Origin of the sequence: Mycobacterium sp. NPDC050041 (genome assembly GCF_049541695.1) — a bacterium.
Taxonomy (GTDB): domain Bacteria; phylum Actinomycetota; class Actinomycetes; order Mycobacteriales; family Mycobacteriaceae; genus Mycobacterium.
This window is the reverse complement of the sequence record NZ_JBMVDG010000001.1, coordinates 909,134-927,914: the sequence shown is the minus strand read 5'-3', so window position 1 is coordinate 927,914 and position 18,781 is coordinate 909,134. Positions and strand designations below refer to the sequence as shown.

Genomic DNA, 18,781 nt, shown 5'->3' with positions numbered 1-18,781 from the left:
TGTCAGTCCAGTCGGCATGTTTCGGTAGACTGGTGGCCGATCACGAGGGGCAGTCGACCCCTCATGCGAACCCCGAGGAGACGCGTCCGACGTGCCTGCCCAAAAGAAGAGTGCTCCGACCGAGTACGGCGCCGAGTCGATCAAGGTCCTCGAAGGGCTGGAGGCGGTCCGTAAACGCCCGGGCATGTACATCGGTTCCACGGGCGAGCGCGGTCTGCACCACTTGGTCTGGGAGGTGGTGGACAACGCCGTCGACGAGGCGATGGCCGGCTACGCCACCAAGGTCGACGTCAGGATCCTCGAGGACGGCGGCGTCCAGGTCACCGACGACGGCCGCGGCATCCCCGTCGCCATGCACTCCACCGGCATCCCCACCATCGACGTCGTGATGACCGTGTTGCACGCCGGTGGCAAGTTCGAGGAGGGCGCCTACCAGGTGTCCGGCGGTCTGCACGGCGTCGGCGTCTCGGTGGTCAACGCATTGTCTTCGCGGCTGGAGGCCGACGTCCGCACCGACGGCTACGAGTGGTTCCAGACCTACGACCGGTCGGTTCCGGGAACCCTGAAGCAGGGTGAGAAGACGAAGGAGACCGGGTCGACCATCCGGTTCTGGGCGGATCCCGACATCTTCGAGACCACCGACTACGACTTCGAGACGATCGCGCGGCGGCTGCAGGAGATGGCCTTCCTCAACAAGGGGCTGACCATCGACCTCGTCGACGAGCGGGTGAAGGCCGACGAGGTGGTCGACGAGGTGGTCAGCGATACCGCGGAAGCCCCCAAGACCGCGGAGGAGAAGGCCGTCGAGAAGGCGGCGCCGCACAGGGTCAAGCACCGCACCTTCCACTACCCCAACGGTCTCGTCGACTACATCAAGCACATCAACCGCACGAAGACGGCGATCCACCAGAGCATCGTTGATTTCGGCGGCAAGGGCACCGGCCACGAGGTCGAGATCGCGATGCAGTGGAACGCCGGCTACTCCGAATCGGTGCACACCTTCGCCAACACCATCAACACCCATGAGGGCGGCACCCACGAGGAGGGTTTCCGCGCCGCGCTGACCTCGGTGGTGAACAAGTACGCCAAGGACAAGAAGCTACTCAAGGAGAAGGACCCCAACCTCACCGGTGACGACATCCGCGAGGGCCTGGCCGCAGTCATCTCGGTGAAGGTGGGCCAGCCGCAGTTCGAGGGCCAGACCAAGACGAAGCTCGGCAACACCGAGGTCAAGTCGTTCGTGCAGCGGATCTGCAACGAACAGCTCACCCACTGGTTCGAGGCCAACCCGGCCGAGGCGAAAACCATTCTGAACAAGGCGGTCTCGTCGGCGCAGGCCCGGATGGCCGCGCGCAAGGCCCGGGAGCTGGTGCGGCGCAAGAGCGCGACAGACATCGGTGGTCTGCCGGGCAAGCTCGCCGACTGCCGGTCCACCGACCCAAGCCGCTCGGAACTGTATGTGGTGGAGGGTGACTCGGCCGGCGGTTCGGCCAAGAGCGGCCGCGACTCGATGTTCCAGGCGATCCTGCCGCTGCGCGGCAAGATCATCAACGTCGAGAAGGCACGCATCGACCGGGTGCTGAAGAACACCGAAGTCCAGGCGATCATCACCGCGCTGGGCACCGGCATCCACGACGAGTTCGACCTGTCCAAGCTGCGGTATCACAAGATCGTGCTGATGGCCGACGCCGACGTCGACGGCCAACACATCTCGACCCTGCTGCTGACCCTTCTGTTCCGGTTCATGAAGCCGCTCATCGAGAACGGCCACGTCTTCCTGGCCCAGCCGCCGCTGTACAAGCTGAAGTGGCAGCGCACGGAACCGGAGTTCGCCTACTCCGACCGCGAACGCGACGGCCTGCTCGAGGCGGGTCGCGCGGCGGGTAAGCGGATCAACACCGAAGACGGCATCCAGCGGTACAAGGGTCTCGGTGAGATGGACGCCAAGGAGCTGTGGGAGACCACCATGGACCCGTCGGTGCGGGTGCTGCGGCAGATCACGCTGGACGACGCCGCGGCTGCCGACGAACTGTTCTCCATCCTGATGGGCGAGGACGTCGAGGCCCGCCGCAGTTTCATCACCCGTAACGCCAAAGACGTTCGCTTCCTTGACGTTTAACCGCCTCGTGACCACGACCAGCGACCAGAGGATCTGATGACTGACACCACGTTGCCCCCGGGCGACGAAGCCGGCGACCGCATCGAACCGGTCGACATCCAGCAGGAGATGCAGCGCAGCTACATCGACTACGCCATGAGCGTGATCGTCGGCCGCGCGCTGCCGGAGGTGCGCGACGGTCTCAAGCCGGTGCACCGCCGCGTGCTCTACGCGATGTTCGACTCCGGCTTCCGTCCCGACCGCGGACACGCGAAATCCGCACGGTCGGTTGCCGAGACGATGGGCAACTACCACCCGCACGGCGACTCATCGATCTACGACACCCTGGTCCGGATGGCGCAGCCGTGGTCGCTGCGCTACCCACTCGTCGACGGGCAGGGCAACTTCGGCTCGCCGGGCAACGACCCGCCGGCCGCCATGCGTTACACCGAGGCGCGGCTCACTCCGCTGGCGATGGAGATGCTGCGTGAGATCGACGAGGAGACAGTCGATTTCGTCCCGAACTACGACGGGCGCGTGCAGGAGCCGACGGTCCTGCCCAGCCGGTTCCCGAACCTGCTGGCCAACGGCTCCGGCGGGATCGCCGTCGGCATGGCCACCAACATGCCGCCACACAATCTGCGTGAGCTCGCCGAGGCGGTGTACTGGTGCCTGGAGAACTTCGAGGCCGACGAGGAGGCCACCCTGGCCGCCGTGTGCGAGCGGGTGAAGGGCCCCGACTTCCCGACCCACGGCCTGATCGTCGGGTCACAGGGCATCGACGACACCTACAAGACCGGCCGCGGGTCGATCCGGATGCGCGGCGTGGTCGAGATCGAGGAGGACAGCCGCGGGCGCACCGGCATCGTCATCACCGAGCTGCCCTACCAGGTCAACCACGACAACTTCATCACCTCGATCGCCGAGCAGGTGCGCGACGGCAAGCTCGCCGGCATCTCCAACATCGAGGACCAGTCCAGTGACCGGGTGGGCCTGCGGATCGTCGTCGAGGTCAAGCGCGACGCCGTGGCCAAGGTGGTGCTCAACAACCTCTACAAGCACACCCAGCTGCAGACCAGCTTCGGCGCCAACATGCTGTCCATCGTCGACGGCGTCCCGCGCACGCTGCGGCTCGACCAGCTGATCCGCCACTACGTCGACCATCAGCTCGAGGTCATCATCCGGCGCACCACGTACCGGTTGCGCAAGGCCAACGAGCGGGCCCACATCCTGCGCGGCCTGGTCAAGGCGCTCGATGCGCTCGACGAGGTCATCGCGCTGATCCGGGCGTCGGCGAACGTCGACGTCGCGCGGCAGGGTCTGATCGAGCTGCTCGAGGTCGACGAGATCCAGGCCCAGGCCATCCTGGACATGCAGCTGCGGCGCCTGGCCGCCCTGGAACGTCAGCGCATCGTCGACGACCTCGCGAAGATCGAGGCCGAGATCGCCGACCTCGAGGACATCCTCGCCAAGCCCGAGCGCCAGCGCGCCATTGTGCGCGACGAGCTCAAGGAACTCGCCGACAAGTACGGCGACGACCGGCGCACCCGCATCGTGCCTGCCGACGGCGAGGTCAGCGACGAGGACCTGATCGCCCGCGAGGACGTCGTCGTCACCATCACCGAGACCGGCTACGCCAAACGCACCAAGACCGACCTGTACCGCAGCCAGAAGCGCGGCGGCAAGGGTGTCCAGGGTGCGGGGCTGAAGACCGACGACATCGTCAACCACTTCTTCGTCTGCTCCACCCACGACTGGATCCTGTTCTTCACCACCCAGGGCCGGGTCTACCGGGCGAAGGCCTACGAACTGCCGGAGGCCTCGCGCACCGCGCGCGGCCAGCACGTGGCCAACCTGCTGGCGTTCCAGCCCAACGAGCGCATCGCCCAGGTCATCCAGATCAAGGGCTACGAGGACGCGCCGTACCTGGTGCTGGCCACCCGCAACGGCCTGGTGAAGAAGTCCAGGCTGACCGACTTCGACTCCAACCGTTCCGGCGGCATCGTGGCGGTGAACCTGCGTGACGGCGACGAATTGGTCGGCGCGGTGCTGTGCTCGGCGGAGGAGGATCTTCTGCTGGTGTCGGCCAAGGGCCAGTCGATCCGGTTCTCGGCAACCGACGAGGCGCTGCGGCCGATGGGTCGCGCCACCTCGGGCGTGCAGGGCATGCGGTTCAACGAAGAGGACAAGCTGCTCTCGCTCAACGTCGTCCGGCCGGACACATATCTGCTGGTCGCGACCGCGGGCGGGTACGCCAAGCGGACCGCGATCGACGAGTACACCGCGCAGGGCCGCGGCGGCAAGGGCATCCTGACCATCCAGTACGACCGCAGGCGTGGCAACCTGGTGGGTGCGTTGATCGTCGATGACGACACCGAGTTGTATGCCATCACCTCCGGCGGCGGCGTCATCCGGACCGCGGCCCGTCAGGTCCGCAAGGCCGGACGGCAGACCAAGGGCGTTCGCTTGATGAACCTGGGTGATGGCGACACACTGATTGCCATCGCGCGCAACGCCGAAGAGGGCGACGGCACCGACGAGGTCAACACCGACCTCGGCGAGTAGTCGGCGCCGGACCACTGAAGGAGCCGTAGGTGAGTTCACCGAACGAGCCGGGATACCCGCGTGCGGGCGACGGCCCGAGTGTTGCCAACGGTTCCGCGGCCGGCCGCGACGGCGGTGCGTTGGGCGGTGCGGCCGCGCGCAGCGGGCCGTCGACCGGGCACGCCGCCGAGCACGGCGAGATCCCGCCGTGGCAGCGCAGCCGGACCAGGCCACCGCGCCCGCAGGGTGATGCGCCGGTCCGCACCGACGGGCCGCGCGGCCCGGAAGTGCCGTCGCGCACCGACGGGCCACGCGTCACCGAGGGAGCGCGCGGATCTGACGGCCCGACCCGCACCGAACCGGTGGCGCCGCCGGCGGTGCGGGCTCCCGAGCGCCCCGAGACCCGCTCGGAGGCCTACGCCAGCGAGCTTCCCGACCTGTCGGGGCCGGTGCCGCGGCCTCCGCAACGGCGCACCGGCACCGACCGGCCCGCCGAACCTGCGCCGCGCACGTCGGCACCGACGAGCCGTGTCCACGTCGGCAGCAGCAAGCCGAAGGGCCCGGTGCGGGCCAGCATGCAGATCCGGCGCGTCGATCCGTGGAGCGCGCTGAAGGTGTCGCTGGTGCTGTCGGTGGCGCTGTTCTTCGTCTGGATGATCGCCGTCGCGTTCCTCTATTTGGTGCTCGGCGGCATGGGCGTGTGGAGCAAGCTCAACAGCAACGTCGGTGACCTGCTGACCAGCGCGAGCGGCAGCACCGGCGGCGAGTTGGTGTCCAGCAGCACCATCTTCGGCGGCGCGGCGCTGATCGGCCTGGTGAACATCGTGATCCTGTCGGCCATGGCGACGGCGGGGGCGTTCATCTACAACCTGACCACCGACCTCGTCGGTGGGGTCGAGGTCACGCTCGCCGACCGGGACTGAATTTGGGACCGACGGCGGAATTACGGTAATCTTCCCGCTCGGCCGTATGCGATTACGGGCCTATAGCTCAGGTGGTTAGAGCGCTTCGCTGATAACGAAGAGGTCGGAGGTTCGAGTCCTCCTAGGCCCACGGGCCGGCACAGCCGGCGGGCGCCCACGGAAGGGGCACCGATGAAGCTGGTGGTGGTGATCGCCATGGCGACAGCGGCAACCGTCGCCACGGTGGTGTGGCGTTCGCGTCACGGCGCCGAGGTGTGGCACTCGGTCGATCACCCGGCCTGAACCCGCGAGGGGCCTTAGCTCAGTTGGTAGAGCGCTGCCTTTGCAAGGCAGATGTCAGGAGTTCGAATCTCCTAGGCTCCACTCCCCTGGTGTGACCGTTATCAAGAAGAGGTGCGGCGCATGGTTGTCTCGGCGCTGTCCGACACCGCGTTGATCGAGAAGGCCGACGGCATCGCCGAGCGCGCGCACCGCGGGCAGGTCGACAAGATCGGCCGGCCATACATCGCCCACCCCCGCCGCGTCGCCGGACGTGTGGACACGGCGCAGGCCAAGGCGGCGGCGCTGCTGCACGACGTCATCGAGGACACCCCCGTCACCGCGGCCGACCTCATCGCCGAGGGAATCCCCCAGGCCGTCGTCGACTGCGTGATCCTGCTGACCCGTCGTGACGACGTGCCCGACGCCGACTACTACCGGGCGATCAACGCCCATCCGCTGGCCCGTGTCGTGAAGATGGCCGACCTGGCCGACAACTCCGATGCGGCCCGCCTGGCCCAGATTCCGGAGCCCAAGCGCAGCGAGCTGCGGGCCAAGTACCGCCGCGCCTACACCGCCTTGGGCGAGCCGGAGCGGGCCGCCGCCCTCTGAGCCGTCACGGCCTGGGTGTCACCTCGACGCTCGGCGGAAGCGGGGACGGCTGCGGCTTGTTGTTGCGGCGCACGACCGAGAACGCCACTGCCCCGCCGGCCAGCACCACGGCGCCGACGGCGGCGAGCACGAGCGGGCGGCGGCGCCGGTGCGGCGGTGTGCGCACATCCTGCAGCGCCTGCGGGAGATTCGCGACCACTTCCTGGGCGGCGGCGAGTTCGCCGGCGATCGCGCTCTGCGCGGCGGCGATCTCCCTGCGCAGGCGGCTCTTGCGGTACTGACGGCGCAGGCTCGCGGTGGTCGACTGGGCCGAATCGACGCCGAGGCCGAGCACGCCCCGGGTGACGTCGACGGGCCCCACTGCGGAGTACTTCAGGCCCCGGGCCAGTCGCTCACGCGGGGCCAGTCGCGCATCGGTCTTGGAACTCATCTCTGCCCTCTCTGCGGCCGTGCAACGGTGCGCTCCACCCTGCCATCATCGTCGGCGCCGCGGCGGGCATTGCCGTGACAGTGGGTGGCGTGCGGGCGCCCGATCGACGGGTGGCACACTGACTTCCCGTGACGAGCCCCATTCAGACAGCGACCGCGACCCTGCACACCAACCGCGGCGACATCAAGATCGCACTGTTCGGTAACCACGCGCCCAAGACCGTCGCCAACTTCGTCGGGCTGGCTCAGGGCACCAAGGACTACAGCGGCGAGAACGCGTCCGGCAGCACGTCGGGACCCTTCTACGACGGCGTCATCTTCCACCGCGTCATCGACGGCTTCATGATCCAGGGCGGTGACCCCACCGGCACCGGCCGCGGCGGACCCGGCTACCAGTTCGCCGACGAGTTCCACCCCGAGCTGCAGTTCGACAAGCCCTATCTGCTGGCGATGGCGAACGCCGGGCCGGGCACCAACGGCTCGCAGTTCTTCATCACCGTCGGCAAGACCCCGCACCTGAACCGCAGGCACACCATCTTCGGTGAGGTCGTCGACCCGGAGTCGCAGAAGGTCGTCGACGCGATCGCCACCACGTCGGTCGATCGCAGCGACCGGCCCACCGAGCCGGTCGTGATCGAGTCGGTCACCGTCTCCTAGCTTTCGCACGCGATTTGTGGAGTCTCGGCCGCGCTCACCGCGGCTGAGACTCCACAAGTCGCGTTTCTATTTGCCGGCGTAACCCGCGTCGGTGAGGGCGTCCAGCACGCTCAACGGGTTCGTCCCGAGGTCCCATCGGGTGAACACCTGCAGCCGGTCGTCGGTGGTCTCGATCTCCAGCAGTCGCACGGTGCGCCCGATGCGGCGGAACTCGGTGATCCGGATCAGCTTGATGTCTGCGCGCTGCAGAATCTGCGACCCCAGCCACCCGCGAATGGCCAGCCCGTCGCCGGTGATTGCCAGTTTCGGGCGCGCCCGCCACGACATGCTTGCAAACGTGAGCAATCCCACTGCGGCAATGCCGGTGAGGACACGTCCCGGCGCGTCTGTGACAAGGGTCACAGCGGCTGCAGCCATCATAAGCCCGAATATGCCGCACGCGACGATCCCTATGGTGGAGGGGCTCCACTCAGTTTGCTGCATGGCTCCCTTAGGGGCTCTTACCGTTGCGAATGGAATTATCCACAGGTGCTATCCCCAATGGGGATGAATCACACGGATGTGATTGGCCACCCTCGCCGTTGCTGGAATGGTAACGCGCTGAACATCATTTGAATTCAAAGCGCGGTACGGATCGGTCAGCGCCAGCGCATCGTGAGCAACAGGCCGGTGATCATGAAAGCAAACGCGACGGCGTAGTTCCACGGACCGAGGTCGGCCATCCACTGCAGCATGCCTGGCGTGTCGATCGGATTGGTCGCGGCGAGCTGGAAGACGAGCAGCCAGATCAGGCCGATCAGCATCAGGCTGATGAAGAGCACCACGAACCACACGCTGGACGGCCCGGCCTTGACCTTCACCGGTGTCCGGCTGACCGGGCTGATGGTGAAGTCGTTCTTCTTGCGGACCTTGGACTTGGGCATGGGTACCTTCGCGGACGATACGGGCGCCGCACTCGTCGTCATCGGTGCGGATACCGACCACGCAGTGCGACGATGGAGTTGCACCAGAGAGCCTAACGTAGCCAGCGACCAGAGAGGCCAGCCGATGGACCAGCCACAGCGCCGTTCGGCCTGGCGCTTCGGCGTCCCGGTCGTGTGCCTGCTGGCCGGTGTGCTCCTGGCGGCGACGCACAGCGTGGCCGGCGGTGACGAGATCCGGCGCAGCGACGCACCCCGCCTGGTGGACTTGGTGCGCGAATCGCAGCAGTCGGTGGACCGGCTGACAGCCGAGCGGGACGCCCTGTCGACCCGGGTGGACGACCACCACGGTGGCTCGCCGGGCGCCGACGCCGCTCTGGCGGCCATCACGGCGCGCTCGAGCACCCTGGCAGAACAGGCCGGACTCGACCCGGTGCACGGCCCGGGACTGGTCGTCACGCTCAACGACGCCCAGCGCGACGCCGAGGGCCGATTCCCGCGCGATGCGGCGCCCGACGACCTGGTGGTGCACCAGCAGGACATCCAGGCCGTGCTGAACGCGCTGTGGAGTGCCGGCGCCGAGGGCATCCAGATGCAGGACCAACGCATCATCGCCACCTCGGCGCCGCGGTGCGTGGGCAACACCCTGCTGCTCAACGGCCGCACGTACAGCCCGCCCTACGTCGTGACCGCGGTCGGTGACCCCGCCGCGATGCAGGCCGCCCTGTCCGCCGCGCCCCTGGTGACGCTGTACAAGCAGTACGTCGTCCGGTTCGGCCTCGGCTACACCGAAGAGACCCGCAGCGACGTCGAACTCACCGGCCACACCGAGCCCGTCCGGATGCGCTACGCGAAGCCGGCAGGCCCGATCGGCTACTGATGGCCGACGACAGCCGCTGGCTGGCCTACCTCTACGAGACCCACCCACCCGAGCAGTTGCGGCGATGGGCACCCAGCCTGCGGTACTTCCGCTTCTGCCGGGCGTTCGGCGGCCACGCCGGTGACGGCGACTCACTGCGGGCCGCGGTGCGCGCCTCGACCGAAGACGAGACGGCGACCGTCCTCGCCGGCCTCGGCCTCGACGTGACGCCGGTTCCTGCCGATGCGCCGCGTGCGGTGCCCGGCGCTGCCTATCGCGGCGATGCGTACGCCAGACTCCCCCGACGAATCGACCACCTACCCCACCTCGCGCAGCCCGGGCACGTCGACATTCGTGGCGACCGCGCGTTCGTGTGGGTGCGGGCCGATCGCGTCGAGATCTCCCTTCACGACCGCGGCGAGGTGACGCGAGAGGTGGTCGACTCGGCGCTGCGCCTCGAGCCGCACCTGACGCCGTTCGCGGACGACGTCATCGACCCGCCGCTCGACGACCCGCACTGCGTCTGCCCGAAGTACCACCCGCACCTGTGGCACAGAGCCCGCGAAATCACCCGGGTAACCTGGCCTGGTGCAGATCCTGGTCGTCGACAACTACGACAGCTTCGTGTTCAACCTCGTCCAGTACCTGGGCCAGCTCGGGGTGAGCGCGCAGGTGTGGCGCAACGACGACCAGCGGCTGGATTCAGAGACCGGAATCGCCGGGGTGGCCGACGAGTTCGACGGCGTGCTGCTCAGCCCGGGGCCCGGCACCCCGGAACGGGCCGGGGCGTCCATCCCGCTGGTGAAGGCCTGCGCCGCGGCCGCCACCCCACTGCTCGGCGTGTGCCTCGGGCACCAGGCCATCGGGGTCGCCTTCGGCGCCACCGTCGACCGCGCCCCCGAACTGCTGCACGGCAAGACGAGCGTCGTCCATCACGCGGATACCGGTGTGCTGCAAGGGCTTCCGGATCCGTTCACGGCGACGCGATACCACTCGCTGACCATCCTGCCCGAGACGGTGCCCGCCGACCTGGAGGTCACCGCCCGCACCCCCGGCGGCGTCATCATGGGTGTGCGTCACGCCGAACTGCCCATCCACGGCGTCCAGTTCCACCCGGAGTCGATCCTCACCGAGGGCGGGCACCGGATGCTGGCCAACTGGCTCGGCTACTGCGGCAGCGCACCTGACGAGACTCTGGTGCACCGACTGGAGGACGAGGTCGCCCACGCGGTGGCCGCTGCTACGCAGCGAACGCCAGCGTGATCGATCCGTCGTAGTTCACGCCGGTGCCCGGCTCCGGGCTCTGCATCACCACCGCGTTGAGCCGCTGACCGCTGTCGCGCACATCGGCGGCCCGGTCCAGGGGTCCCGTCCAGCCCAGCGCCTGCAGGCGGGGGAACGCGTCCGACCAGAACTGCCCGACCAGGTTCGGCATGATGAACTGATTGCCCTTCGACACCCGCAACGTGATCGGGGTGTTCTTCGGCACCGACGTGCCCGGGCCCGGATCGCACGCGATGATCTCGCCGGACGGCCGCGGGCTGTCCACCGGCGCCGTGAGCACCGTGGCGAATCCGATGGTGTTCAGGTTGCGGGTGGCCACGTCGACGGTCTGACCCACGCACTCCGGCACCGGCAGTGAGCCCGGACCGGAACCGACCACGATGGTGATGACGTTCGTGATCGCCGATGTCGAATTCGCCGGCGGCAACGTCGCCATCACCTTGCCGCTCTGCTCCGGCGTGGACTCCGAAGGCTGCTGCTGCACCTCGTCGAAACCGGCGTCGGCGAGCTTGCGCACCGCGTCGGCGTAGGTCCCGCCGCGGACGTCGGGGACCTCTCGCTGCTCGGGTCCGGTGGACACGTTGAGCGTGACCTCTTCGCCGGCGCCGACCTCCGAGCTGGCCTGCGGCGAGGTGCTGATGACGTGGTCGGGCGGCACCTCGGAGTTCGGCTGCTGCTGGGTGCGCACCCGGAAGCCGGCGTTCTGCAGCTCCGCGATCGCCTCGGCCGACACCTGGCCCTGCACGTCAGGCACCGCAACGTCGCGGGTTTCGCCGCCGAACATGTTGATCGCCACAGTGACGACCACCGTCAGCACGGCCAGGATCGCCACCGCGATGAGCCAGCGCCCGATCGATCCGCCGCGGTCACCGCCGGCGGCGCGGGGCTCCGGACGCGGCATGTAGTTGATCTGCTCGGTGCGGTCATGGGCGGGCGGCGCGGACATGAAGGATGTCCGATCCGCGTCGGTGAGCACCTTCGGCGCATCGGGCTGCTCGCCGCTGTGCACCCGGACCAGGTCGGTGCGCAGGTCGGCCGCCGTCTGGTAGCGGTTGTCCGGATTCTTGGTCAGCGCCTTGAGCACCACGGCGTCGAGCTCGGGGCTGATGCCCTCGTGCCGGCGTGACGGCGGAATCGGATCCTCGCGGACGTGCTGGTAGGCGACCGCGACGGGGGAGTCACCGACGAACGGCGGTTCACCGGTGAGCATCTCGTAGAGCACGCAGCCCAGCGAGTACACGTCCGAGCGGGCGTCGACGGTGTTGCCGCTGGCCTGCTCGGGCGACAGGTACTGGGCGGTGCCGATCACGGCCGCGGTCTGGGTGACGCTGTTGCCGCTGTCGGCGATGGCGCGCGCGATGCCGAAGTCCATCACCTTCACCGCGCCGGCCTTGCTGATCATGATGTTCGCCGGCTTGACGTCGCGGTGGATGATGCCGTGCTGGTGGCTGAAGTTCAGCGCCTGGCAGGCATCGGCGATGACTTCCAGCGCCCGCTTGGGCGGCATCGGGCCGTCGTTGTGCACGATGTCGCGCAGGGTGACGCCTTCGACGTACTCCATCACGATGTAGGGCAGCGGCCCGGTCGGCGTCTCGGCCTCGCCGGTGTCGTACACCGCGACGATGGCCGGGTGGTTCAACGCGGCGGCGTTCTGCGCCTCGCGGCGGAACCGGAGGTAGAAACTGGGGTCGCGGGCGAGGTCGGCGCGCAACACCTTGATGGCGACGTCTCGGTGCAGACGGTTGTCGCGGGCGAGGTGGACCTCGGACATGCCGCCGAAGCCGAGGATCTCGCCCAGCTCGTAACGGTCGGACAGATGCTGTGGGGTTGTCATGTCTGTTCTGGGAGCCATATGTATTCGGAGACGCGTGTCTGGTGTACCGCAGGATTCACCGGCGGCCGTTCGGTCGCGCCGAGTAGGGATACCCCGAATCCCGCATCGACAAGACTTTCCTGCTCGAAACCGCCCTGACCAGGCGCGGGCATCGCGGTCGGCGACGCGGGAGGCGTGGTCTCGGTGATCGTGTTGGTGATGGTCGGCGCAGGCGACTGCTGATCACGCCGATCCTGCGCGTTGAGCACGATCAGCACCGCGATCACGATGGCCAGCGCGCCGAGCACGCCCGCCGCCCACAGCAGCGCCCGCTGCCCCGACGAGAACGTCCGGCGCGGCGGGGGCGGCCGGTGACCCGTCGTCACCGGACGCGAACGGGCCGCCGTCACCGGGGACCCGCCGGTCATCGCCGCACGGTTCTGCGCCGCGGACGGCACCGCCGCAGGCGCGGCCCGCCCGATCGTCGGCGCCTGATTCGGGCGCGGAGGCCGCCGGCCCGAGCGCACCGCGGCCACGGCGTCGGCGAACGGCCCACCCGAGCGGTAGCGCATGCCCGGGTTCTTCACCAGCGTGATCTCGATCAGCTCGCGCACGTTCGGCGGCAGGTCGGCCGGCAGCGGCGGCGGGGTCTCCTTGATGTGCTTCATCGCGACCGTGAGAGCGCCGTCACCGGTGAAGGGGCGCTTGCCCGACACCGACTCATAGCCGACGACTCCCAGTGCGTAGACGTCGCTGGCCGCGGTCGCGTCGTGGCCGAGGGCCTGCTCCGGGGCGATGTACTGCGCGGTACCCATCACCATGCCGGTCTGGGTGACCGGGGCGGCGTCGACGGCCTTGGCGATGCCGAAGTCGGTGAGCTTCACCTGTCCGGTCGGCGTGATCAGGATGTTGCCGGGCTTGACGTCGCGGTGCACCAGGCCGGCGGTGTGTGCGACCTGCAGCGCGCGCCCGGTCTGCTCCAGCATGTCCAGCGCGTGCCGCAGCGACAGCCGGCCGGTGCGCTTGAGGACGGAGTTCAGCGGCTCGCCGTTGACGAGTTCCATCACCAGGTAGGCGGTGCGGCCCTCGCCGTCCATGTCGGTCTCGCCGTAGTCGTAGACGCTGGCGATGCCCGGATGGTTGAGCATCGCGACCGTGCGCGCCTCCGCGCGGAACCGCTCGACGAATTCAGGATCCGAGGAGAACTCCGCCTTGAGGACCTTGACGGCGACACGGCGGCCCAGGCGCGAGTCCACCGACTCCCACACCTGGCCCATACCGCCGGTGGCGATGAGCCGCTGCAGCCGGTAGCGACCGGACAGCGTGACACCGACGCGGGGACTCATGAGCCCTCCCTCAGCGCCGCGGCGATCGTTGCCCGGCCGATCGGCGCGGCCAGCGCGCCGCCCGTTGCGCCCAGCCGGTCACCGCCGCCCTCCACGAGAACGGCGATGGCCACCTTGGGAGCCTGAGCGGGAGCGAAGGCGATGTACCAGGCGTGCGGCGGAGTGTTTCGCGGGTCGGACCCGTGCTCCGCCGTGCCGGTTTTCGAAGCGATCTGCACGCCGGCGATGGCTCCCTTCTGCTGCGTCACCTGCTCGGCGCCGACCATCAAATCCGTAAGTGTACTTGCGACCTGTGGCGTGACCGCCCGTCGCTCTTCGACCGGACTGGTGGTGCTGATGTTGGCCAGGTCGGGTCCCTTGAGGCTGTCGACCAGGTAGGGCCGCATGGTTACCCCTTCGTTCGCGATGGTGGCGGCCACCATCGCGTTCTGCAGCGGTGTGAGTGCCACGTCCTTCTGGCCGATGCTCGAGATGCCCAGCGCGGCGCCGTCGGCGATCGGGCCGACGGTCGACTCGGCGACCTGCAGAGGGATCGGCGCGGGTGCGTCGTCCAGGCCGAAGGACTGCGCGGTATCGCGCAGGGCATCGGCACCGGTGTCGATGCCGAGTTCGACGAAGGCGGTGTTGCAGGAGCGCGCGAACGCCTCCCGCAGGGTCGCCGTCGGGCCGCCGCCACACGACGAGCCGCCGAAATTCTCCAGCGTTGCGGTGCTGTCCGGCAGCGTGATTCGCGGCGCGGCGGTCACCGTGGTGTTGGGGGTCGCGCCTGCCTGCAACGCGGCCGCGGTGGTGATTACCTTGAACGTCGACCCCGGCGGGTAGGTCTCGGAGATCGCCCGGTTCACCAACGGATTGTCGGGGTTGTCCCGCAGCTGGCCCCAGGCAGCGGCCTGCTCGTCCAAGTTGTGGGAGGCCAGCAGATTCGGGTCGTACGACGGCGCCGACACCATCGCCAGGATCTTGCCGGTGCTCGGTTCGAGCGCCACCACCGCGCCCTTGCACGCCCGCCCGTTGCAGCCCTCGGACATCGCGTCCCAGGCGGCCTGCTGCACCTGCGGGTTGATCGTGGTGGCGACGTTGCCGCCGCGCGGATCGCGGCCGGTGAAGAAGTCCGCCAGCCGCCGAGCGAACAGCCGCTCGTCGGAGCCGTTGAGAATCGTGTCCTCGGCGCGCTCCAGGCCGCTGCTCGAATAGCTCAGCGAGTAGAACCCGGTGACCGGGGCGTAGGCCTGCGGGTCGGGGTAGACCCGCAGGAAGCGGAACCGGCCGTTGGTCGACACCGAGTACGCCAGCAGTTCGCCGCCCGCCGAGATCTGGCCGCGCTGGCGGGAGTACTCGTCGAGCAGCACCCGCTGGTTGCGCGGGTCCGAACGCAGCCCGTCGGCCCTGAACACCTGGGTCATGGTGGCGTTGGCCAGCAGCAGCACGATCAGCGCCATGATCGTGACGGCGATGCGGCGAAGTGAGGTGTTCATACCTTCTCGATCACCTCGGTGCTGGCCGCCGCGATCGGCGTCTGCTGCGCCGGCTTGGTGTCGATGGGCCGGCGCGCGGCGTGCGAGATGCGCACCAGGATCGCCAGCAGCAGGTAGTTGGCGAGCAATGAGGACCCGCCGTAGGACAGCCACGGGGTGGTCAGGCCGGTCAGCGGGATCAGCCTGGTGACGCCGCCGACGACGATGAACAGCTGGATGCCCAGCGTGGAGGCCAGCCCGGCGGCCAGCAGCTTGCCGAAGCTGTCGCGCACCGCGATGGCGGTGCGCAGGCCGCGGATGATCAGGATGGTGTAGAGCATCAGCACCGCGGCGAGCCCGACGAGCCCGAGTTCCTCGCCCACCGCGGCGATGATGAAGTCGGTGGAGGCGGCGGGCACCGTGCCGGGCTGGCCGTTGCCGAGCCCGGTGCCGAAGATGCCGCCGGTGGCGAAGCTGAACAGCGACTGCACCATCTGGTAGCCGGCGCCGTCCGGATCGGCGAACGGGTCGAGCCAGGTCTGCACGCGCACCCGGACATGGCCGAACATGTGATATGCCGCAACGCTTCCCACGGCGAACAGGGTCAGCCCGATGACGACCCAGCTGAACCTCTCGGTGGCCACGTAGACCAGCACCAGGAACGAGGCGTACAGCAGCAGCGAGGTGCCGAGGTCCTTCTCGAAGATCATCACGCCGATTGATGCGATCCAGGCGGCCAGCAGCGGCGCCAGGTCGCGGGGGCGGGGGAGTGTCATGCCCAGGAAGTGCTTACCGGCGCTGGTGAACACGTCGCGCTTGGCCACCAGCACGGCGGCGAAGAAGATCAGCAGCAGGATCTTGGAGAACTCGGCGGGCTGAATCGAGAAGCCGGGCAACTGGATCCAGATCTTCGCGCCGCCCTGTTCGGAGTAGCGCGCCGGCAGCAGGGCCGGGATCACCAAAAGCACCAGGCCGGTCAGTCCGCAGACGTAGCCGTACCGCGCGAGTAGCCGGTGGTCGTGCAGGAAGACGACCACCAGGGTGAACCCCGCGACGCCGACGAGCGCCCACAGCATCTGCTGATTCGCGGTGCCGCCCAAGCCTTCTGACGTCAGCTCGCCCGCGGCGAGGTCCAGGCGGTGGATCATCACCAGACCGAGCCCGTTGAGCAGTGCGACCACCGGGAGCAGCAGGGGATCGGCGTAGGGCGCGAAGCGGCGGACCGCGACGTGCGCGGCGGCGAACAGGGCGAGGTACCCCAGCGTGTACTGGGCGAGATCCCAACTCAGACCCTGTTCTTGATTCACCTCGACGATCAGCAGCGCCACGGTCGTGATGAGTGCCGCGAAGCCGAGCAGGAACAGCTCGGCGTTGCGCCGATTCGGCAGCGGCGGCATCACCGTGACCGGTGACTGGGGCTGCGTCGTCACGCCGCCTCCCGGCAGTTGGTGCCAGGTTCCGGGGGCGGGGGCGGCAGCGCCGTCACGGTGGGGGAGGGGGACGGGGTGGGCGGCGCCGGTGGCGGTGCCTGCGGGCCGCCCGCAGCGGGGCCGGGCGAGGGGGCGACGGTCCGCGGTGTCTCGGGGGCCGGCGCGGCGCCACCCGACGTCGTCGGGGCGTTCGGCACGCCGGGCGACTGCGGCGAGCCGGGCAGGTGCGGCTGTGTCTTCGGGGTCGGCGTCGGCTTGGGGGCCTGGCAGATCGGCAGCAGCGAATCGCGTGCCAGCTGGTTGATCTGGCCGATCGCCTCGTCCTCGGACCCGGTCGGCAGGCCCGCGATCACCTGGCGCTGTTCGGACTGCTTGAGGTCGGCGACGCGGAACAGCTCACAGTCGCGCGGCGCCTGGCCGGGGTTGATCAGTGTGAGGCCGTCGCGGGCGGTGAGGCAGCCCTGCCGGTAGGGCTCCTGGAGGTGATAGCCCAGGAAGGATCCGGGCACGCCGCGCATGATCGACACCGTGCCGTCGTCGTCGCTGACGTAGTAGTTGTTGCGAACGATCTCGCGGCCGATGGCCAGCCCGGCGAGGGCCACCAGGATGAGCAACACCGCGGCGATGATCATCCGGCGTTTCGAGCGCGGCTTGCGGGGGTCCTCCGCGAGTTGCGGCACAACGCGTTTCGGCTCGTTGCGCTTCGGGTTGAATGCCGACGCGCGGCCCGCCGCGGTGTTGGGCGGGGGTTGGTCGTCGTCGCCGGAGACGGCGCCGGCCAGGATCGGCTGGGTCTGTCCGTAGTCGTAGTCGACGACGTCGGCGACCACCACGGTGACGTTGTCCGGTCCGCCCCCGCGCAGCGCGAGCTCGATCAGCCGGTCGGCGCTCTCGGCGACGTCCGGGATCTGCATCGCCTCCTGGATGGTCTCGTGGCTGACGGGGTCGGACAGCCCGTCCGAGCACAGCAGGTAGCGGTCGCCGACACGGGCCTCGCGGACGATCAGTGTGGGCTCGACCTCGTGGCCGGTGAGTGCGCGCATGATCAGCGACCGCTGCGGGTGGCTGTGCGCCTCCTCGGCGGTGATGCGGCCCTCGTCGACCAGCGTCTGGACGAAGGTGTCGTCCTTGGTGATCTGGGTGAGCTCGCCGTCGCGCATCAGGTAGCCGCGCGAGTCGCCGATGTGCACCAGGCCGAGGCGGTTGCCCGCGAACAGGATCGCCGTGAGCGTCGTGCCCATGCCCTCGAGTTCGGGATCGGCTTCCACGTGCGCCGCGATCGCCGAGTTGCCTTCGGCGACGGCGGAATCGAGTTTGCCGAGCAGGTCGCCGCCGGGCTCGTCGTCGTCGAGATGGGCCAGCGCGGCGATCACCAGCTGCGAGGCCACCTCACCCGCGGCGTGACCGCCCATACCGTCGGCGAGGGCGAGCAGGCGCGCACCCGCGTAGACCGAGTCTTCGTTGTTGGCACGGACCAGACCGCGGTCGCTGCGCGCGGCGTACCGGAGAACCAGCGTCACGGGCGCAGCTCGATCACCGTCTTGCCGATCCGAACCGGCGTGCCAATCGGAACCTTTACCGCCGTCGTCACCTTCGCCCTGTCGAGGTATGTGCCGTTGGTCGATCCTAGGTCCTCCACGTACCACTCCGAACCTCGTGGGGACAGCCGGGCGTGGCGGGTGGAGGCGTAGTCGTCGGTGAGCACCAGCGTCGAGTCATCGGCGCGGCCGATCAGCACCGGCTGGCTGCTCAGGGTGATCCGGGTGCCGGCGAGCGCGCCCTCGGTGACCACCAGCTGCCGGATCACGTTGCGCTGCCGGTTGGGCAGCAGCGAGCCGCGCAGCGCCAGACCGCGGCGCACCATCACCGCGCCGGTGGGGGCGTAGATGTCGGTGCGCAGGATCCGCAGTACCGACCAGATGAACAGCCACAGCAGCAACAGGAATCCGACGCGCGTCAGCTGCAGCACCAACCCCTGCATCTGACGTTCCTCTCGTTCCCCGATCCGTACTCCTGCCCGCATCAACACGGATCCCCGGGTCGCTGCGCCCCTGCCCGCCGGTGCGGCCGGCCGACGTCGGCAACGTCACGATACTTGGACGTTGTTCGACGTGGTGGTGAAGCCTTCAGCTTCGCCCGTGGCTGTGCCCAGGT

General features: G+C 68.9%; 18 protein-coding genes and 2 tRNA genes. 9 read left to right on the top strand and 11 right to left on the bottom strand.

Features of this window, described 5'->3' with window-relative positions; all coding sequences use genetic code 11:
* Window positions 1-91: 91 nt before the first annotated feature.
* The 6 genes from gyrB to ACPCHZ_RS04475 all read left to right on the top strand — a co-directional run bounded on the left by gyrB (window position 92) and on the right by ACPCHZ_RS04475 (window position 6,435).
* The gene (gene gyrB / locus ACPCHZ_RS04500) at window positions 92-2,119 is read left to right on the top strand and encodes a DNA topoisomerase (ATP-hydrolyzing) subunit B (protein WP_423483628.1); all 2,028 of its coding nucleotides are present in this window, start codon (window positions 92-94) and stop codon (window positions 2,117-2,119) included.
* A 36-nt stretch (window positions 2,120-2,155) separates the two neighbouring features.
* The gene (gyrA, locus tag ACPCHZ_RS04495) at window positions 2,156-4,663 is read left to right on the top strand and encodes a DNA gyrase subunit A (protein ID WP_423483627.1); all 2,508 of its coding nucleotides are present in this window, start codon (window positions 2,156-2,158) and stop codon (window positions 4,661-4,663) included.
* 29 nt (window positions 4,664-4,692) lie between these two features.
* Window positions 4,693-5,565 (top strand): DUF3566 domain-containing protein, encoded by an 873-nt coding sequence (locus ACPCHZ_RS04490; RefSeq protein WP_423483626.1) that lies wholly within the window; start codon window positions 4,693-4,695, stop codon window positions 5,563-5,565.
* 56 nt (window positions 5,566-5,621) lie between these two features.
* A tRNA-Ile gene (locus tag ACPCHZ_RS04485) sits at window positions 5,622-5,695 on the top strand.
* 160 nt (window positions 5,696-5,855) lie between these two features.
* Window positions 5,856-5,928, top strand: a tRNA-Ala gene (locus ACPCHZ_RS04480).
* A 39-nt stretch (window positions 5,929-5,967) separates the two neighbouring features.
* Window positions 5,968-6,435 carry a guanosine-3',5'-bis(diphosphate) 3'-pyrophosphohydrolase gene (locus ACPCHZ_RS04475; RefSeq protein ID WP_423483625.1) on the top strand — a complete coding sequence of 156 codons (468 nt, stop codon included), beginning with the start codon at window positions 5,968-5,970 and terminating at the stop codon, window positions 6,433-6,435.
* 4 nt (window positions 6,436-6,439) lie between these two features.
* Here ACPCHZ_RS04475 and cwsA read toward each other — a convergent pair whose 3' ends face one another.
* A complete protein-coding gene (gene cwsA, locus ACPCHZ_RS04470) occupies window positions 6,440-6,865 on the bottom strand; it encodes a cell wall synthesis protein CwsA (RefSeq protein ID WP_423483624.1) in 426 nt (141 codons plus the stop codon).
* Window positions 6,866-6,993: 128 nt separating this feature from the next.
* Between cwsA and ACPCHZ_RS04465 the strand changes: the two genes are divergently transcribed.
* Window positions 6,994-7,521, top strand: a complete 528-nt coding sequence (locus ACPCHZ_RS04465) for a peptidylprolyl isomerase (RefSeq protein WP_423483623.1) — start codon at window positions 6,994-6,996, stop codon at window positions 7,519-7,521.
* 66 nt (window positions 7,522-7,587) lie between these two features.
* Here ACPCHZ_RS04465 and ACPCHZ_RS04460 read toward each other — a convergent pair whose 3' ends face one another.
* Both ACPCHZ_RS04460 and crgA read right to left on the bottom strand, forming a co-directional pair.
* The gene (locus ACPCHZ_RS04460; RefSeq protein ID WP_423483622.1) at window positions 7,588-8,004 is read right to left on the bottom strand and encodes a PH domain-containing protein; all 417 of its coding nucleotides are present in this window, start codon (window positions 8,002-8,004) and stop codon (window positions 7,588-7,590) included.
* Window positions 8,005-8,159: 155 nt separating this feature from the next.
* Complete coding sequence (gene crgA / locus ACPCHZ_RS04455; protein WP_302916607.1) at window positions 8,160-8,444, bottom strand: cell division protein CrgA; 285 nt, start codon at window positions 8,442-8,444, stop codon at window positions 8,160-8,162.
* A 124-nt stretch (window positions 8,445-8,568) separates the two neighbouring features.
* On the opposite strand from crgA, the gene ACPCHZ_RS04450 reads away from it, so the two are divergent.
* Window positions 8,569-9,321 carry a DUF881 domain-containing protein gene (locus ACPCHZ_RS04450; protein WP_364977903.1) on the top strand — a complete coding sequence of 251 codons (753 nt, stop codon included), beginning with the start codon at window positions 8,569-8,571 and terminating at the stop codon, window positions 9,319-9,321.
* A 131-nt stretch (window positions 9,322-9,452) separates the two neighbouring features.
* Here ACPCHZ_RS04450 and ACPCHZ_RS04445 read toward each other — a convergent pair whose 3' ends face one another.
* Complete coding sequence (locus tag ACPCHZ_RS04445) at window positions 9,453-9,617, bottom strand: hypothetical protein (protein WP_423483621.1); 165 nt, start codon at window positions 9,615-9,617, stop codon at window positions 9,453-9,455.
* Window positions 9,618-9,818 carry a hypothetical protein gene (locus tag ACPCHZ_RS04440; RefSeq protein WP_423483620.1) on the bottom strand — a complete coding sequence of 67 codons (201 nt, stop codon included), beginning with the start codon at window positions 9,816-9,818 and terminating at the stop codon, window positions 9,618-9,620.
* Between the two features lie 70 nt (window positions 9,819-9,888).
* On the opposite strand from ACPCHZ_RS04440, the gene ACPCHZ_RS04435 reads away from it, so the two are divergent.
* Window positions 9,889-10,563 (top strand): aminodeoxychorismate/anthranilate synthase component II, encoded by a 675-nt coding sequence (locus tag ACPCHZ_RS04435; RefSeq protein WP_423483619.1) that lies wholly within the window; start codon window positions 9,889-9,891, stop codon window positions 10,561-10,563.
* Here the strand turns inward: ACPCHZ_RS04435 and pknB are convergent.
* Genes pknB through ACPCHZ_RS04405 form a run of 6 tightly spaced genes read right to left on the bottom strand, consistent with a single transcriptional unit; the run spans window position 10,541 to window position 18,608 of the window.
* The gene (pknB, locus tag ACPCHZ_RS04430) at window positions 10,541-12,418 is read right to left on the bottom strand and encodes a Stk1 family PASTA domain-containing Ser/Thr kinase (RefSeq protein WP_423483618.1); all 1,878 of its coding nucleotides are present in this window, start codon (window positions 12,416-12,418) and stop codon (window positions 10,541-10,543) included. The genes ACPCHZ_RS04435 and pknB overlap by 23 nt on opposite strands.
* Window positions 12,415-13,743: a protein kinase domain-containing protein gene (locus ACPCHZ_RS04425; protein ID WP_423483617.1), complete on the bottom strand. Its 1,329-nt coding sequence runs from the start codon at window positions 13,741-13,743 to the stop codon at window positions 12,415-12,417. The genes pknB and ACPCHZ_RS04425 overlap by 4 nt, the downstream gene beginning before the upstream one ends.
* A complete protein-coding gene (gene pbpA, locus ACPCHZ_RS04420) occupies window positions 13,740-15,218 on the bottom strand; it encodes a D,D-transpeptidase PbpA (protein WP_423483616.1) in 1,479 nt (492 codons plus the stop codon). The genes ACPCHZ_RS04425 and pbpA overlap by 4 nt, the downstream gene beginning before the upstream one ends.
* Window positions 15,215-16,627: an FtsW/RodA/SpoVE family cell cycle protein gene (locus ACPCHZ_RS04415; RefSeq protein WP_423483615.1), complete on the bottom strand. Its 1,413-nt coding sequence runs from the start codon at window positions 16,625-16,627 to the stop codon at window positions 15,215-15,217. Before ACPCHZ_RS04415 ends, pbpA begins: the two co-directional genes overlap by 4 nt.
* Complete coding sequence (locus ACPCHZ_RS04410) at window positions 16,624-18,147, bottom strand: PP2C family protein-serine/threonine phosphatase (protein ID WP_423483614.1); 1,524 nt, start codon at window positions 18,145-18,147, stop codon at window positions 16,624-16,626. The genes ACPCHZ_RS04415 and ACPCHZ_RS04410 overlap by 4 nt, the downstream gene beginning before the upstream one ends.
* Entirely contained in the window at window positions 18,144-18,608 is a 465-nt protein-coding gene (locus tag ACPCHZ_RS04405; protein WP_423483613.1) for an FHA domain-containing protein FhaB/FipA, read from the bottom strand. Before ACPCHZ_RS04405 ends, ACPCHZ_RS04410 begins: the two co-directional genes overlap by 4 nt.
* Between the last annotated feature and the right edge of the window lie 173 nt (window positions 18,609-18,781).